The organism is Frankia sp. RB5, assembly GCF_059816245.1.
Genome location: NZ_JCBATA010000055.1, coordinates 36357 through 53784, shown reverse-complemented (window position 1 = coordinate 53784; position 17428 = coordinate 36357). Strand labels below are relative to the sequence as shown.

The 17428-nt window shown below is 73.7% G+C and carries 13 protein-coding genes; all 13 read left to right on the top strand.

Annotation, left to right across the window (positions count from 1 at the left end):
• Positions 1-1769: translation initiation factor IF-2 (infB, locus tag AC6EXY_RS24645; protein WP_499842415.1), on the top strand; the 1769-nt coding region annotated here is incomplete at its 5' end.
• An 83-nt stretch (positions 1770-1852) separates the two neighbouring features.
• Positions 1853-2185, top strand: coding sequence for a DUF503 domain-containing protein (locus AC6EXY_RS24640; RefSeq protein ID WP_499818877.1), 333 nt, complete (start codon positions 1853-1855; stop codon positions 2183-2185).
• A 123-nt stretch (positions 2186-2308) separates the two neighbouring features.
• Positions 2309-2980: a 30S ribosome-binding factor RbfA gene (gene rbfA / locus AC6EXY_RS24635; protein ID WP_341477237.1), complete on the top strand. Its 672-nt coding sequence runs from the start codon at positions 2309-2311 to the stop codon at positions 2978-2980.
• Between the two features lie 66 nt (positions 2981-3046).
• Positions 3047-4285 (top strand): DHH family phosphoesterase, encoded by a 1239-nt coding sequence (locus AC6EXY_RS24630; RefSeq protein ID WP_101832645.1) that lies wholly within the window; start codon positions 3047-3049, stop codon positions 4283-4285.
• Positions 4282-5202 (top strand): tRNA pseudouridine(55) synthase TruB, encoded by a 921-nt coding sequence (truB, locus tag AC6EXY_RS24625; protein ID WP_101832644.1) that lies wholly within the window; start codon positions 4282-4284, stop codon positions 5200-5202. The genes AC6EXY_RS24630 and truB overlap by 4 nt, the downstream gene beginning before the upstream one ends.
• Before the next feature lie 67 nt (positions 5203-5269).
• A complete protein-coding gene (locus AC6EXY_RS24620) occupies positions 5270-6199 on the top strand; it encodes a bifunctional riboflavin kinase/FAD synthetase (RefSeq protein WP_101832643.1) in 930 nt (309 codons plus the stop codon).
• 218 nt (positions 6200-6417) lie between these two features.
• The gene (gene rpsO / locus AC6EXY_RS24615; protein WP_101832642.1) at positions 6418-6687 is read left to right on the top strand and encodes a 30S ribosomal protein S15; all 270 of its coding nucleotides are present in this window, start codon (positions 6418-6420) and stop codon (positions 6685-6687) included.
• A 285-nt stretch (positions 6688-6972) separates the two neighbouring features.
• Positions 6973-9159: a polyribonucleotide nucleotidyltransferase gene (locus tag AC6EXY_RS24610; RefSeq protein WP_101832641.1), complete on the top strand. Its 2187-nt coding sequence runs from the start codon at positions 6973-6975 to the stop codon at positions 9157-9159.
• Positions 9160-9298: 139 nt separating this feature from the next.
• The gene (locus tag AC6EXY_RS24605) at positions 9299-10609 is read left to right on the top strand and encodes a M16 family metallopeptidase (protein WP_499818879.1); all 1311 of its coding nucleotides are present in this window, start codon (positions 9299-9301) and stop codon (positions 10607-10609) included.
• Between the two features lie 84 nt (positions 10610-10693).
• Positions 10694-11461, top strand: coding sequence for a 4-hydroxy-tetrahydrodipicolinate reductase (gene dapB / locus AC6EXY_RS24600; protein ID WP_165818452.1), 768 nt, complete (start codon positions 10694-10696; stop codon positions 11459-11461).
• Between the two features lie 41 nt (positions 11462-11502).
• Positions 11503-13467 carry an Hsp70 family protein gene (locus AC6EXY_RS24595; protein WP_499818878.1) on the top strand — a complete coding sequence of 655 codons (1965 nt, stop codon included), beginning with the start codon at positions 11503-11505 and terminating at the stop codon, positions 13465-13467.
• A gap of 11 nt (positions 13468-13478) precedes the next feature.
• Positions 13479-15911, top strand: a complete 2433-nt coding sequence (locus AC6EXY_RS24590; protein ID WP_499842414.1) for a hypothetical protein — start codon at positions 13479-13481, stop codon at positions 15909-15911.
• 504 nt (positions 15912-16415) lie between these two features.
• The gene (locus tag AC6EXY_RS24585; protein ID WP_101832639.1) at positions 16416-17369 is read left to right on the top strand and encodes a UDP-glucuronic acid decarboxylase family protein; all 954 of its coding nucleotides are present in this window, start codon (positions 16416-16418) and stop codon (positions 17367-17369) included.
• The last annotated feature ends 59 nt before the right edge of the window (positions 17370-17428 follow it).

Sequence of the window (17428 nt, the reverse complement as noted above, 5' to 3'; positions counted from 1 at the left end):
CGCTGGCGGACTTCGCCGACAAGATCGACGCCAACCCCGGCGCGCTGGTCCAGGTCGTGTTCACCCAGCTCGGCGAGATGGTGACGGCGACCCAGTCCTGCACCGACGAGACGCTGCAGCTGCTCGGCGTCACGCTCGGGTACGAGGTGCAGATCGTCAGCCCCGAGGACGAGGACAAGGAGCTGCTGGAGAGCTTCGACCTGTCCTTCGGCGGCGAGTACGGCGACGATGTCGAGCTGGCCATCCGGCCGCCGGTGGTGACCGTCATGGGTCACGTCGACCACGGTAAGACGAAGCTCCTCGACGCCATCCGCTCCACGGACGTGGTCGGGGGCGAGGCCGGGGGCATCACCCAGCACATCGGTGCCTACCAGGTGCGGGCGACGGTCGACGGCGACGAGCGACCGATCACCTTCATCGACACCCCGGGTCACGAGACCTTCACCGCCATGCGTGCCCGCGGTGCCCAGGTCACCGACATCGTGGTCCTGGTCGTCGCGGCGGACGACGGCGTGAAGCCGCAGACCATCGAGGCGCTCAACCACGCCCAGGCGGCGAACGTGCCGGTGGTCGTCGCGGTCAACAAGGTCGACAAGGAGGGGGCGGACCCCGCCAAGGTGCGCGGCCAGCTCACCGAGTACGGCCTGGTGGCCGAGGAGTACGGCGGCGACACGATGTTCGTCGACGTCTCCGCGCGCAACCGGACCAACATCGACGGGTTGCTCGAGGCGATCGTCCTGACCGCCGACGCCTCGCTGGACCTGCGGGCGCCGACGGGCACGGAGGCCCAGGGCGTCGCGATCGAAGGCCGTCTCGACCGTGGCCGCGGCCCGGTGGCGACGGTGCTCGTCCAGCGCGGCACGTTGCGGGTCGGCGACTCGGTCGTCGCCGGCGAGGCGTTCGGTCGCGTCCGCGCCATGCTCGACGAGCATGGCGGTCAGGTCACCGAGGCGGGCCCGGCCCGCCCGGTGCAGGTGCTCGGCTTCACCAGCGTCCCCGATGCGGGTGACAACTTCCTGGTGGTGCCCGAGGACCGGGTGGCCCGTCAGATCGCCGAGCGTCGCCAGGCGCGTGAGCGCAACGCCGAGCTCGCGCTCAGCCGTGGCCGTCCGACCCTGGAGACGATCCTCGAGCGGATGAAGGAGGGCGAGAAGACCCAGCTCAACCTCATCCTCAAGGGTGACGTCTCCGGGTCCGTCGAGGCCCTTGAAGACGCCCTGCTCAAGATCGACGTCGGCGACGAGGTCGGTCTGCGGATCATCGACCGCGGTGTCGGCGCGATCACCGAGACCAACGTCATGCTGGCGTCGGCCTCGGACGCGATCATCATCGGCTTCAACGTCCGCCCGCAGGGCAAGGCGACGGAGCTGGCCGACCGCGAGGGCGTGGAGGTCCGCTACTACTCGGTGATCTACCAGGCCATCGAGGACATCGAGAACGCCCTCAAGGGCATGCTCAAGCCGGTCTACGAGGAGGCCCAGCTCGGCACCGCCGAGGTGCGCGAGGTCTTCCGCGTGCCGCGCATCGGCAACGTCGCGGGTTCGCTGGTCCGGTCCGGGATCATCCGCCGCAACACCAAGGCCCGCCTCATTCGCGACGGTGTGGTCGTGGCGGACAACCTCACGGTCGAGTCGCTCAAGCGGTTCAAGGACGACGCCACCGAGGTCCGCGAGGGCTACGAGTGCGGTATCGGCCTCGGGTCGTTCAACGACATCAAGGTGGATGACGTCATCGAGACCTTCGAGCAGCGGGAGGTTCCCCGCGTCTGAGGCACGACGTCGATCGGTGCCGGCCGGCCAGCCAGTGCGGCCGGCCGGCGCCGGACACCCGTGCCGCACAGCGGGAGACGATCATGTGGATCGGAACCCTCAGCCTGGATCTTCTCCTCGGGGACGTGCACTCCCTCAAGGAGAAGCGATCGGTGGTCCGGCCGATCATCGCCGAGGTGCGGCGCCGCTTCGCGGTGAGCGTTGCCGAGACCGGACAGCTTGACCTGCACCGCCGCGCCGAGATCGGGGTGGCGGTCGTCGCCGCCGACCGGGCGCACTGCGCCGAGGTCCTGGCGGCCTGTGAACGGCTCGTGGCGGACCGGCCCGAGGTCGAGGTGCTCGCCGCTCGCGAGCGCCTTCTCGCCGAGGACGACGCCGACGGCCAGCCGCACGCGACGGCGGGCCTGCCTGACTGACCGCTCGCCCGGAGGGGGCCGCACCCCCACCCCCGCCCGGGCGGCGGACCGCGACGCCCGCCCGGTGGTGGGGCGCGCTGCCCGCCCTCGCAGCGGGGCACACACGGAGCAAGGAGATGAACGGTGGCTGATCCGGCCCGGGCGCGGCGGCTGGCCGTGCGTATTCGCGAGGTGGTCGCGTCCACACTGGAGCGTGGCGTGAAGGATCCGCGGCTCGGCATGGTCACGGTCACCGACGTGCGGGTGACGCCGGATCTCGTCGACGCGACCGTCTTCTACACCGTCTACGGCGACGAGGACGCGCGGCGCACGTCCGCGCAGGCCCTGGAGTCGGCCCGCGGCCTGCTGCGCAGCCAGGTCGGGCGGGCCACCGGCATCAAGAACACGCCGACGCTGACGTTCGTGCACGATCGACTGCCCGACGACGCACAGCACCTCGAGGACCTGATCAGCGTCGCGCGGGAGCGCGACGCCCGCCTCGCCGAGGTCCGCCGGGATGCGCAGCCCGCCGGCGACGACGATCCCTACCGTCGCCCGCGCGTCATCGACGACGATGCCGACGCCGACGGCTCCGACGAGCCCGACTCGGACGAGCCCGACTCGGACGAGGCAGACCGCGGCGAGGCCGGCCTGGGCGCCGCCGATCCCGCCGGCGCCGGCCTCGCCGACCGAGATGGCTCGCGGCGCGGGGAGGCCGACGACCTCGACGGGACCGACGGGACCGTCCGCGGCCCGGCGTGGCGGATGTACTCGGCGTCACCCGGGCAGGGTTCGGGCGCCGTCGGCGGGCAGTGACAAGCCCCTGAGGGGGACGGGCCACCCGGGTGACGGCGGGCGGCGGAGACGGCGAGGGGGCCGGCGATGACCGATCTGTGTGACACCGCGACGGGCGTCGCCGACCCGCCGCCCGCCGGCTGGGACGACGTCCCGGCCGGGCGGGCGGCCGTGGCCGCGCAACTCGCCGGTGCGGTCGCCACGGGCACGGAGGTCGTGCTCGCGGCGCACGTCAGCCCGGACGGCGACAGCCTCGGCTCGGCGCTCGCGCTCGCTCTCGCCCTGCGGGCGATGGGCGGCCGGCCGCGGGTGACCTTCGACGCCGAGCCGTTCGCGGTTCCCCGCACCCTGCGTTTCCTCGCCGGGCAGGAGCTGCTCGCCGATCCGGTGACGATCAGTGGCCCACCGGAGCTGGTGGTCTGCCTGGACGTGGCGAGCCGATCCCGGCTCGGCCGGCTGGCCCGCCTCACCGAGCCGGCCGGCAGGGGTACGTCGCCGGCGACGGGATCCCAGCCGGCGACGGGATCCCGGGAGGCGACGGGATCCCGGGAGGCACCGCGCGTGGTGGTCATCGACCACCACGCCTCCAACACCCGGTTCGGCACGCTCAACCTCGTCGATCGTGACGCGGCGTCGACCAGCGCGATGGTCATGGAGCTGATCGACGCCCTCGGCGTGCCCCTCGACGCCGACATGGCGGCGGCGATCTACACCGGCCTGGTGACCGACACCGGCTCGTTCCGGTTCGTGGCGACGACCCCCGCGGTGCACGGCCTGGCCGCCCGACTGCTGGCCACCGGCATCCGGCACGACCTGATCAGCCGGGCGCTGTGGGACACCCACCGGTTCGGCTACGTGAAGCTGCTCGGCACCGTGCTCGGCCGGGCCCGCCTGGAGCCCGAACACGACCTCGTCTGGAGCTGGTGCGGCGAGGGCGACCTGGGCACGGCCGGACTCGACCACGACGAGATCGAGGGATTCATCGACACGCTGCGCACCGTGTCGGAGGCGCAGGTCGCGGTGATCTGCAAGCAGGACGGCGCGGCCTGGAAGGTCTCGGTGCGCTCCCGCGGCGGCGTCGACGTCGGGGTGCTGTGCTCCGGTCTCGGCGGGGGCGGCCATCAGCTGGCCGCCGGCTTCACCTCCCGGGCGCACCTGGCGGCGCTGATGGACACGTTCCGCGACGCCCTGGTGCGCGCGCCGCGGCTGGCCGATCCCGCGGCCGGGCCGCTCGCGGGGCCCGACGACGCGGCTGGACGCACCACCGTCCCCGCCGCTCGCCGCGGCGGCGAGCCGTCGATCGGCCCGGCGCTGGGGCGCCGGTGAGCCCGCGCGGCCGGGCCGCGCCCGGGCCGCAGGTCGACGGGCTCGTCGTGGTCGACAAGCCGGCGGGATGCACCTCGCACGACGTCGTCGCCCGCGCCCGGCGCTTCCTCGGCCAGCGGCGCGTCGGCCACGCCGGCACCCTCGACCCGATGGCGACCGGGGTGCTGCTGCTCGGCGCCGGGCGCGGCACGCGGCTGCTGGGCCATCTCGCGCTCACCGACAAGGTGTACGACGCGACGATCCGCCTCGGCCGGACCACGACGACCGACGACGCGCAGGGCGAGCCGGTCGAGGACCGCCCGGTCGACGTCGACCCCGAGCGCCTCGCCGCGCGGATGGCGGCGCTGACCGGGCGGATCGACCAGGTGCCGTCCAGCGTCAGCGCGGTCAAGGTCGACGGGGTCCGCGCCTACGCCCGGGTGCGTGCCGGCGAGGAGGTGAACCTCGCGCCCCGGCGGGTGACGGTGCACCGTTTCGACCTGCTCGCCCGGCGCGGCGCGCACGGCGCTCCCGACCCGGCGGGGACGGATCTCGACGTGACGGTCCACTGCTCCAGCGGCACCTACATCCGGGCACTGGCCCGTGATCTCGGCGCGGCGCTGGGCTGCGGGGCGCACCTGACGGCGTTGCGGCGCACCGTCGTGGGACCGTTCGCGCTCGCGGACGCGGTGAGTCTCGACACGTTCGAACAGCGGGGACGCGCGGCGGTGACGCCGCTGGGGGAGGCGGTCGCGGCCGGTTTCGCCCGCCGTGACGTCGACGCCGGGCCGGCGCTCGACGTGGCCCATGGACGCCGGTTGGAGCCGGTCGGGCGGGCTGGCACCTACGGCGTCTTCGGCCCTGACGGCGCGGTGCTGGCGCTCGTCGAGGAGACCGCGGACACCGTCCGCTCCCTCGTCGTGTTCGCCCCGGCCTGAACCGTCCGCCCACCGCCGGTGGGTCCCGCCCGGACCGCGCCCCGCGAGAATGTCCTAGGCTTCCCCCGTGCAAACGTGGCGAGGCGCGGAGAACACGCCAGCCGACTGGGACGGCGGAGTCGTCACGATCGGCTTCTTCGACGGAGTGCACCTCGGGCACCGGCAGATCATCGGGCGGGCGGTGGCCCGTGCCCGGGAACGCGGCGAACGGTCGCTCGTGCTCACCTTCGACCCGCATCCGGGCGAGGTGCTGCGCCCGGGCAGCCATCCCGCGCTGCTGACGACCCTGCGGTTCAAGGCGGAGCTGCTGGCGGCCATCGGGGTGGACGCGATGTGCGTGCAGCCGTTCACGCTGGGGTTCAGCAAGGTGTCGGCCGCCGGTTTCGTGCGGGAGGTGCTCGTCGAGCGGCTGCGCGCCAGCGTCGTGGTGGTCGGGGAGAACTTCAGCTACGGCCACCGGGCCGCCGGACGGCTGGCCTCGCTGGAGGCGGCGGGCGCCCGCGAGGGGTTCGAGGTCGACGGGGTGCGCCTGGTCCGCGTGGGCGAGCAGGTGATGTCCTCGACCGCGATCCGCAGCCGGGTGGCCGACGGGGACGTCGAGGCGGCCGCGGCGGCGCTGGACCGCCCGCACCGGGTCGAGGGCGTCGTGGTGCATGGCGACGCGCGGGGCCGGACGATCGGCTACCCGACGGCCAACGTCGACGTGACGCCATGGGCGGCGGTGCCCGCGGACGGCGTCTACGCGGGCTTCGCCTGCTGGGACGGCCGCCGCCAGCCGGCCGCGATCTCGATCGGGACGAACCCGACCTTCGCCGGACGGGAGCGGCGCGTGGAGGCGTTTCTGCTGGACTTCGACGGGGACCTGTACGGGCAGTACATGGCCTACGAGTTCACCCACCGGCTGCGCCCGACGCTGCGCTTCGAGTCCGTCGACGAGCTCGTGACCCAGATGGCCGCGGACGTCGAGGCCACCCGGGAGCTCACCCTGACGGTGTGAGCCACCGTCCCGGGCATGTCCGTGCCGGGTCACGGCCCGCGACCCGCGGCGGGCCGACGACCGGTGGCCGGGCGGTTCCCCTCGGGTTGATAGGCTTCGGGACCAGGCGGGTGCGGCGTGTCCGGATCGCGCGGCGACGGTGCCGTGTGCCGGAGGTCGGTCCGGGTGAGGAAGACCCCGGGCGCGCGCCGTCCCGAAGCAGAAGGAGAGGGTGGAGCGTGCCGCTCGCGAACGACGTCAAACAGAAGATCATGTCCGACTACGCCACGGTCGAGAGGGACACCGGCTCGCCGGAGGTCCAGGTGGCGATGCTGACCCGTCGGATCAGCGACCTCACCGAGCACCTGAAGGTGCACAAGCACGACCACCACAGCCGCCGCGGCCTGCTTCTGCTCGTCGGGCGCCGGCGCCGGCTGCTGAACTACCTGGCGAAGACGGACATCAGCCGCTACCGCGCCCTGATCGAGCGACTCGGGCTACGGCGGTAGCACGTGAGAGGGAGCGACCCCGCCGGGGACGCTCCCTCTGACGCATCGGGGGTAGATACCGGATGCGTCGTCCGCCGGCGGGCAGATCCGCCGGCGGTGGAGGACCTGACCGGGTCCGTGGTGGTGGGAGCCGCCGGTCCTCGGTCGTGGCCGTCGGGAGCGGGCATGTCGCCCGTGGTTCCCGGGGACTTCGACTGAGCGCCGGCATCCTCAAGGACGCGGACCCGGCCGACGTACAAGATCGGCTGCGTGGACCCGGCCGAAGAAGAGGATGGAGTGGTTCGAGTGGACGACTCGACACATGCGGCCGAGGCGGTCATTGCGACCCCGGCCGGCAACCGCACGGTGCGTTTCGAGACCGGCCGGGTCGCCCGGCAGGCCGCGGGATCCGCGGTCGCCTACCTGGGCGACACGATGGTGCTCTCCGCGACGACGGTCAGCAAGAACCCCAAGGAGCAGCTCGACTTCTTCCCCCTGACGGTGGACGTCGAGGAGCGGATGTACGCCGCCGGGCGCATTCCCGGCTCGTTCTTCCGCCGCGAGGGGCGGCCCAGCGAGGACGCGATCCTCACCTGCCGGCTCATCGACCGGCCGCTGCGCCCCTCGTTCGCCAAGGGGCTGCGCAACGAGATCCAGGTCGTGGCCACCGTGCTGGCCCTCGACCCGGACACGCTCTACGACGTGGTCGCGATCAACGCGGCCAGCGCGTCCACGACCCTGTCGGGCCTGCCGTTCAGCGGCCCGATCGGCGCGACCCGCGTCGGGTACGTCGACGGCGAGTGGATCGCCTTCCCGACCCACGAGGAGCTCGCCCGCGCGACCTTCGACATGGTCGTCGCCGGCCGGGTCGTGGACGACGGTGCCGACGTCGCGATCATGATGGTCGAGGCGGAGGCCACCCCGGGCACGGTGGAGCTGATCGCCGGCGGCGCTCCCGCGCCGACCGAGGAGGTCGTCGCCGCCGGTCTCGAGGCCGCCAAGCCCGCCATCCGCGAGCTGTGCCGGGCGCAGAGCGAGCTGGCGGCCCTCGCCGGCAAGCCGGCGCGCGAGTTCCCGGTCTTCATCGACTACCACGACGACGTGCTCGACGCGCTGGCCGCGGCGGTCGGCGACGAGCTGTCCGCGGCGCTGCGCATCGCCGGCAAGGCCGAGCGGGAGAACGAGCTCGACCGGGTCCGCCAGCTCGCCGTCGAGAAGGTCACCGGCCAGTTCGAGGGCCGCGAGAAGGAGATCTCCCCGGCCTACCGCGCGCTCACCAAGAAGCTGGTGCGGGCCCGGATCGTCGGCGAGGGGGTGCGGATCGACGGTCGCGCGACCACCGAGATCCGCGCGCTGTCCGCCGAGGTGGACTACATCCCGCGGGTGCACGGCTCGGCGCTGTTCGAGCGGGGTGAGACGCAGATCCTGGGCGTCACCACGCTCGCGATGCTGCGCATGGAGCAGACGGTCGACACGCTCAACCCCGACCGCACCAAGCGCTACATGCACAACTACAACTTCCCGCCGTACTCCACCGGGGAGACGGGCCGGGTCGGATCGCCGAAGCGCCGCGAGATCGGCCACGGCGCGCTCGCCGAGCGGGCGCTGCTGCCGGTGCTGCCCAGCCGCGAGGAGTTCCCCTACGCGATCCGCCAGGTCTCCGAGGCGCTGAGTTCCAACGGCTCGACCTCGATGGGCTCGGTCTGCGCGAGCACGCTGTCGCTGCTCAACGCCGGCGTGCCGCTCAAGGCGCCGGTCGCCGGCATCGCGATGGGCCTCGTGCACGCCGACGACGCCTACGTCACGCTGACCGACATCCTCGGTGCCGAGGACGCGTACGGCGACATGGACTTCAAGGTCGCCGGCACCCGTGATTTCGTCACCGCCCTGCAGCTCGACACCAAGCTCGACGGCATCCCCGCCTCGGTGCTGGCCGGGGCGCTGCAGCAGGCCCGCGGCGCGCGCCTGGCGATCCTGGACGTCATGGCCGAGGCGATCGGCAGCCCGGACGAGATGTCCGCGCACGCCCCGCGGGTCATCTCGGTGAAGATCCCGGTCGACAAGATCGGTGAGGTCATCGGGCCCAAGGGCAAGATGATCAATCAGATCCAGGCGGACAGCGGCGCCGAGATCACCGTCGAGGACGACGGCACGATCTACATCGGCGCGGCGGACGGCACCTCGGCCGAGACCGCCCGCTCGGCGATCAACGCGATCGCGAACCCGCAGATGCCCGAGGTCGGGGAGCGCTACCTCGGTACGATCGTCAAGATCACCAATTTTGGCGCGTTCGTGTCGCTCACGCCTGGTCGGGACGGCCTGCTGCACGTGTCCAAGCTCAAGACGCTGTCGGGGGGCAAGCGGGTGGAGAAGGTCGAGGACGTGCTCACCGTGGGCCAGAAGCTCCAGGTGGAGATCACCGAGATCGACAGCCGAGGCAAGATCAGCCTGTCTCCGAGTGCCGAGGCCGCGGACGCGGCGGACGCGTCCTGACGGCCGCGCCGTGAGCGACGCCTCCACGCCCACCCGTCCCGTGGACTCCGCCGGCGCCTCCGGTGCCGGCGGGCCAGCCGCCGGCACCGGACCAGCCGGCACGGCGGGGTCCAGCGAGCCCGGCGACCGGGTCGCCCGGCTGCTCGCCGCCGGCGGGTCCGGCGAGTCGCTGCTGGGCGGTGCCGTGCGGCGCACCGTGCTGCCCGGCGGCCTGCGGGTCGTCACCGAGCGCGTCCCCGGGGTGCGCTCCGCCGCGATCGGCGTCTGGGTGGGCGTCGGCTCGCGCGACGAGACCCCGGTGACCGCCGGCTGCTCCCACTACCTGGAGCACCTGCTGTTCAAGGGGACGCCGACCCGCGACGCGCTGACCATCAGCGCGTCGCTGGAGGCGGTCGGCGGCGATCTCAACGCGTTCACCAGCAAGGAGTACACCTGCTACTACGCGCGGGTGCTGGATTCCGACCTGCCGCTGGCCGTCGACGTCGTCGCCGACATGGTCACCCGCTCGCTGGTGACCGCGGACGACGTCGAGGCCGAGCGTGGCGTGATCCTCGAAGAGATCGCCATGCACGAGGACGACCCGGGCGACGTCGTCCACGACGTGTTCGCCGAGGCGATGCTCGGCTCGTCCGCGCTCGGCCGGCCGGTGCTCGGCTCGATCGCGTCGATCGAGGGGCTGGGCCGCGAGACGATCGCCGACTACTACCGCTCGCGGTACACCCCGCCGGCGATGGTCGTCTCGATCGCCGGCAACCTCGACCACGACCGGGCGCTCGCCCTCGTCGTGGACGCCTTCGGCGATCAGCCCACGGCGGCCGCGGCGGACCCGAGCCCACTGCGTGCCGGCAGCTACGACTACCCGCCGGCGCCGGGCATCGTGGTCTCCGAGCGGCCCACCGAGCAGGCGAACCTGGTGCTCGGCACGGTCGGCATGTCGCGCCACGACCCGCGCCGGTTCGCCCTCGGGGTGCTCACCACAGCGCTCGGCGGCGGGATGAGCTCCCGGTTGTTCCAGGAGATCCGGGAGAAGCGGGGCCTGGCGTACTCCGTGTACGCGTTCGCGTCCCACTTCGCCGACGCGGGGTTGTTCGGCGTCTACGCGGGCTGTGGGCCGCGGCGCGCCGACGAGGTGCTGGAGATCGCCCGCGCCGAGGTGCGCTCGATCGCCGAGCGCGGGATCACCGCGGAGGAGCTCGAGCGGGCCCGCGGGCAGAGCCACGGCTCGCTGCTGCTCGGCCTGGAGGACACCGGCTCGCGGATGAGCCGGCTCGGCAAGAGCGAGCTCGTCCACGGGGAGCTGCTCTCCGTCGACGAGATCATGGCTCGGGTCGACGCGGTCACCCTCGACGATGTTCAGGCGGTCGCGGCGACCCTGGTCGAGCAGCCCTGGGCGCTGGGCGTCATCGGCCCGTTCGACGATCACGACTTCACCGCGGCCGTCGCCCGCTGACGGCCCGCCGGCCGCGCCCCGGACCGGGGCCGGCCGCGGGCCGCGTGCCCACTCGGCCCGCGCGTACCTGAGGAGGACTGCACCATGAGTGAGCGGCTCGCGGTGGGCGTGCTCGGCGCGCGCGGGCGGATGGGCGCGACGGTGTGCGCCGCCGTCGAGGCCGCCCCGGATCTCGCGCTCGTCGCCGCGCTGGACGCCGGCGACGACCGGGCGCCGCTGCGCGCCGCCGACGTGGTCGTCGACTTCACCACCCCGGACGCGGTGCTCGACAACATCCGCTGGTGCGTCGAGGAGGGCCGGCACGTCGTCGTCGGCACCACCGGGTTCGACGACGGGCGGCTGGCGACGGTGCGCGGCTGGCTGGGCGAGTCGCCCAAGGTCGGGGTGCTCGTCGCGCCGAACTTCGGCGTCGCCGCCGTGCTGATGATGATGTTCGCGGCGCGGGCGGCGCGCTATTTCGACTCCGTCGAGATCGTCGAGCTGCACCATCCGAACAAGATCGACGCGCCGAGCGGTACCGCGCGGCGCACCGCCGAGCTGGTCGCGCAGGCGCGGGCGGCGGCCGGTCTTGCGCCGGGCGGGCCGGACGCGACGGCGACGGCCCTCGACGGTGCCCGCGGCGCCCGGGTGGCCGGGGTGCCGGTGCACGCCGTGCGCCTCGCCGGCCTCGTCGCCCACCAGGAGGTGCTGCTCGGTGGCTCCGGCGAGACGCTGACCCTGCGCCACGACTCCTACGACCGCACGTCGTTCATGCCCGGCGTGCTGCTGGCCGTGCGTCGCGTCGCGGACCGCCCGGGCCTCACCGTGGGCCTGGAGCACCTGCTCGACCTCGACCGAACGTCAGATAGCTGACCACGGTGAGGTCAACCGGAGCCGAAAGATAGGTTTCCGGTGTGGTCGGACACGTTGACCGCCGTCTGCCGGCGGGAACCCGCAGCGTCTACGGTATCGATCTGGGCACGACGTTCAGCTGCCTCGCCCGTGTGTCGGGTTCGGGGGAGCCGCAGATCGTGCCCTTGGCCGATGGAGCGCAGACGCTGCCCAGCGTCGTGCTGTTCGTCGGTGCGGACGACTACCTGACCGGGCAGACCGCCCGCCAGCTCGCCCGCGCCCGCCCCGACGACGTCTGCTCGCTGGTCAAGCGGCGGATGGGCGACGGCGACTGGCGCTTCGTCACCCGGGGCGCGGCCTGGTCGGCGCCGGCGGTCAGCGGGCTTATCCTCAAGGCTCTGATCTCCGACGCGACGCTGGCCACCGGCGAGCCCGTCGAGGACGCCGTCATCACCGTCCCGGCGTACTTCGGCGACGAGGAGCGGCGGGCGACGGTGCTGGCCGGCGAGTACGCGGGCCTGCACGTCGTCGACGTCATCAACGAGCCGACGGCCGCCGCCCTGTCCTACGGCTTCGCCCGTTTCGAGATCGGCGGGCGGCGCACCCTCGGCGGCCCGGGCACGGTCGCCGAGGAGGTGGCCCTCGTCTACGACCTGGGCGGCGGGACGTTCGACGTGACGGTCGTCGAGCTCGCCGACCGGCGGGTGTCCGTCGTCGCCATCGACGGCGACCATCAGCTCGGCGGCGCCGACTGGGACGAGAAGATCGTGCTGCTGGCCGGCGACCGCTTCCTCACCGAGCATCCGGGCGCGCCGGACCCGCTCGATGAGGGGGACAGTGCGCAGGCACTGCTGCTCGCCGCCGAGACCGCCCGCCGGGAGCTGACCGACGCGCCGTCCACGACGATCGTCGTCGAGCACGCCGGGCGGCGCAGCGAGATCACGCTGACCCGCGACGAGCTCGAGGCGCTCACCGCGGGCCTGCTCGACCGGACCGTGGCACTCACCCGGGCCGCCCGCGACGCGGCGCTGGCCCGCGGGGTCCGCGGCATCGACCGGATCCTGCTGGTCGGCGGGGCATCGCGGATGCCGGCCGTCGCCCGCCGGCTCGAAGCCGAGTTCAACGTGCCCGTCGAGCTGTCCGACCCGGATCTCGCCGTCGCCCGCGGCGCCGCCATCTACGGCGAGAAGAAGGCCCTGGAACGGCTCGTGCTCGCCGATCTGGTCACCCGGGGCCAGCTGGTCGACGGCGCCGGGGTGGACGCGGCCGCCCCCGCCGACCTCGACGCGGCCTGCCGCCGCCTGGCCGAGGTGCTCGGCCTGCCTCCCACCCGGGTGCGGCGCACCGTCGAGGTGCAGGTCGTGAACGTGGTGTCCCGGGGGTTCGGGGTGCTCGCGCTCAACCGGTTCGGCGAGCAGGGCGCGGTGTTCCTGGTGCATCGCAACGACCGGCTGCCGGTCGCGGTCCGCCGGTCCTTCGGCACGGTGCGCGACGATCAGGACGCCGTCACCGTGTATGTCGTCGAGCAGGCCGGTGGGGTCGAGTCCACTCGGGTAGAGGACAACAAGGTGATAGCCGAGGCGGAGATCACCGGCATTCCGCCCGGCTTCCCGGCGGGCTCGCAGATCCAGATCCTGTTCCGGATGGGATTCGACGGCATCCTCGAGGTCACCGCTACGCATGAGGGCATGGCCGACCGGCCGCTGACCGTGCGGGTGGAGACCTCGGCGGCCCTCAGCCAGGCGGACGTGGCCCGGGAACGGGAGCAGGTGGCCAGGGCCCGGCGCGAGCGGGGCGGCATCCCCGGCGCGTTCGGCGCTCCCGGCGGATGGGAGAAGCCGGCGGGCCTCGGGGGTACCGACGGAACGGGCGGCCCCGGCGGTCCTGCCGGGTTCGGCGGATCTGGCGGATCTGGCGGATCTGGCGGATCTGGCGGATCTGGCGGACCCGGCGGACCTGGCGGTGCCCGGGGACCGGACGAGCCCGGTGGGCCCGGCCCGGCGGGCGCACCCGGCCTCGGCGGCTGACGGGGGAGACGATGCTGGACTTCGACTCCGACGACTATCGCCGCCGGGTGCTGGCGGTGATCCACCGTCGCGGCGGCGCCGAGCACAGCGACCCCTTCGAGATCTACGACATCCCGCTGGACGAGGTCGACACGCTCGACGACGCGGCGGTGCGAGCCCGTATCGCCGAGGTCTGGGCGTTCTGGCAGCGCGGCCGTGACCATCCGCGGTATCGCGGTGTGATCATCGGCCTGCTCGAGCGGCACGGCGACCTGTCGGCGGCCCTCGCCGACCGGACGTCCCGCCTCGCTCTGCGCGACCGGGTGATCGCGGCGCGCGCCGAGCGGGACGGCGAGCGCTTCACCGCCCTCGACGCCGCCGCCGCCCGCCTGGTCGCCCGCTTCGGCGGGCTGCCGGCGGACCGGATCGACGGCCTGCGGGCGTGGGCGGCCACCCAGGGCATCGACGAGGCGGAGTTCGCCGCGCGCATCCGGCGCCACCGCGTCCTGTCCGCGCAGCCCACCGGCGGGCCGACCGACCGGGCCGAGCCCGAGCCGATCTCTCCGGCGGTGCTCCGCCAGATCCGGGCCGACCTCGACGAGCTCGGCCGGATCACCGCCACCCGACCGCCGCGCAGCCTGTTCGACCTGCTCGGCCTGCCGCCGGGAACGCCGCAGGACCGCATCCGCTCCGTGCGCGACGTCGCGCTCGCCAGCAACCGGGCCCGCCGTCCGGACCGCCGGCGCGCTCTGCTCGACGATCTGCTCGCCGCAGTCGGCTCCCTGCTCGTCGACGGCGACCCGGACGCCTACCTCGACGCCCTCGCCGCCGCCACGAGCGCGCGGCTGCGCCCGCGAGTGGCCGCCGCCGTCCTTGTCGAGGACGCGCTGCTGCCGGCGGAGGCCGCCGCGCTCGTCACCGAGGCCGAGACCGACGGCCTCGATCCGCACCGGGCCCGGGAAGTGGTCCGGGCTCTCGCCCGGGAGCACGGGGTCAGCCCGCCGCGGATGCCGGCCCCCGCGGCTCGGAGCGGCCCGCGTCCTGGTGGTGCCGCCCGGCCCGGTCCGCCGGAGACGTCGCGCACCCCGGCAGCGTCGCGCGCCGCGCAGACGCCGCCGGGGGCGGGCGGCCGCGCGGGGCACTGGCAGGCGGCGGTGTCCCAGGCTCGCGCCGCGCTGCGGGCGGGCCGCCCGGTGGAGGCCAGTGAGCACGTCGCCGCCGCGCGGGAGCTGGCGGGGGAGACCCTGCCGCCCATCCGCGCCATGGACGACGAGGTCGAGGCCGCGATCCGCGCCGCAGGCGCACAGTGGGCCACCCTCGCCCCGCTCGTCGCGGCCGGGCGCTACCAGCACCTGGTCGAGGCGGCGCGCCGGCTCGCCCGCAGCGCCGGTGACGTTCCCGGCCCGGGCGGCCAGCTACCCGGCGAGCTGCTGTCCCTGGCCGAGTCGCGCTGCCGGGCCGCGGACGAGCTCGTCGTCCGCGCGCGGGCGACGGCCGCGGACACCCCCGACCGGACCCGGCTGCTCGACGAGGCGCTCGGCCTGGTGGCCGACCACGCCGAGGCCCTCGCCCTACGCGCCGGCGCCGCCGGTCCCAGGGCGTCGTCCGACCCCGTCCGCGCCGGCCGCGCCGCGCCGCGGCCGACCGCGCCGACCGCGCCGACCGCGCCGGGGCAGGACAGCGCTGACGCCCCGGCCCCGGTCTCGGTCGCGCCGCCCATGCGGGTGCTGGTCCGCCGAGAGGGGGGTTCGGTCGTCGTGAACTGGCAGCCGTCGGCGACGCCCGGCGAGGTCCGCTACCGGGTCGCCCGGATCGCCGCGGACGGCACGGCGCGCGCGGTCGGTGTCACGACGGCGACCAGCCTCGAGGACGGCGGCGCCCCGCGAGACGCGGTCCCGGTCTACGCGGTCACCGCCGGCGTGGGCGGAGCCTGGTCCGCCGCGGCTCGCAGCGAGGTTTCCGCGGCCGCCGACGGCGCGCCGCAGCGCCGGCCTGAGGCGGCGGCCAGCGGCGCGGCGCGGGCCGGTGGCGCCGCCACGGCGGATGGCGATGCGTCGACCACCGCCCAGGTGCCGGCGGGCCCGGCCAACACCGCCGACACTGCCGACACTGCCCAGACCACCAACGCGGCCAACACTGCTGACGCTCTGGCGCCGCCCGCTGGGCTGCGATGGGTCGAGGGACGGTTGCGGTGGAGCTGGCCGTCCGGCTGCACGGAGATGGTGGTGGTCTGCCGGACCGACGCCCCTCCCGACGGCGCGGCCGATCCCCAGGCCCAGGCGCGCAAGGTGACCAACACTCGCTACGAGATCGACGGCGGCGTCTCCGTCCCGTCGGCGAGACCACTGCACGTCGCGCTGTTCGGGTGTGTCCGGTCGGAGGGCCGCCTGGTCGTCGCGACGACGCCGGGAGCGCGGCTGCGGCTCGGGCCGCCCGAGGCCGACACGTCCGGCGAATCAGTGTGACGGTCATCTCGGAAATGAGCGCCGGAGCGGCCGCCGGGTATCGGATCGCCCTCGTCGCTCGGCGGTCGTTTGCTTACGGAAGGCAAAGAGGCCTACCGGCCACCATTGCGCACTCACGAGAAGTGACCGGGTGTCGGCCGGCCGACGGTTTTCGGGCCGTCGGCCTCACGCTGGGGGAGGCTGGTGGGTATGCCCGGCCGGGTGTGTGTACCATGCCCCGAAAGGGGTCGGTACGGCCGGCCGGACCACTGGGGGGTGGTGCTGTGGTGAGGTCGTATGACCTTTCCTGGCGGGTGTCGCCGGGGCTGTGCTGACCGGCCGGGTGAGCCGGCGGCCGGGTGTGATTCCTGATGTCGCGCCGCCCGCGGCGCGCCGCCTCTGGTGGAGCCAGGGGTTGTGTCGGGTGCCCGGGGCGAGGTCGGTCGACGCGGGAGCCCGCGCCCGAGGCAGTCGGCGGGAATTTTCCAGGGTTCGGCAAGTATCACAGCTCCGGGAGCACTTGACGTGCGTGCGATAGTGACCGGCGGCGCCGGTTTCCTTGGCAGTCACCTCTGCGAACGCCTGCTCGGCGACGGGTATGAGGTCGTCTGTATCGACAACTTCCTGACCGGTCGGCCGGACAACGTCGAGCATCTGCTCGCCGACCCGCGCTTCCGTCTGGTCAACCGGGACGTGAATGATTTCATTTATGTTTCCGGTCCGGTGGACGTCGTCCTGCACTTCGCGTCGCCGGCCTCGCCGATCGATTATCACGAGCTGCCGATCGAAACGCTCAAGGTCGGCTCGCTGGGCACCTTCCACGCCCTCGGTCTCGCCCGGGAGAAGAACGCGCGATTCCTGCTCGCCTCCACGTCGGAGTCGTATGGCGATCCGTTGGTCAATCCCCAGCCGGAGTCCTACTGGGGCAATGTGAACCCGGTAGGGCCGCGAAGTGTCTACGACGAGGCGAAGCGGTTCGCCGAGGCGCTCACGATGGCCTACCGGCGCAAGCACGGCGTCGACACCGCGATCGTGCGGATCTTCAACACCTACGGCCCGCGGATGCGGGTGGACGACGGCCGCGCCATCCCCGCGTTCGTCTCGCAGGCGCTGCGCGGCGAGCCCATCACCGTGGCCGGCGACGGGTCGCAGACCAGGTCGATCTGCTACGTCGACGACCTGATCGAGGGGATCCTCCGGCTGCTGCACTCGGACCTGCCGGGCCCGGTGAACATCGGCAATCCGCACGAGATGTCGATTCTCGACACGGCGATGCTGGTCCGGGACCTGTGCGGCTCGTCCGCCCCGATCACCTTCGTCCCGCGCCCGCAGGACGATCCCTCGGTGCGCCAGCCGGACATCACCATCGCCCGGACCCAGCTCGGCTGGGAGCCGCGCACCGCGTTGCACGAGGGCCTGACCCGCACGATCTCGTGGTTCGCCGGGCAGTTGACCGACAGCCCCCAGGTCGTCGCCTGACCCCGGCCCCGACGCCGGGCGGTGGTCGATCCGCCGCGGGCATACCGCACCACTGCGCA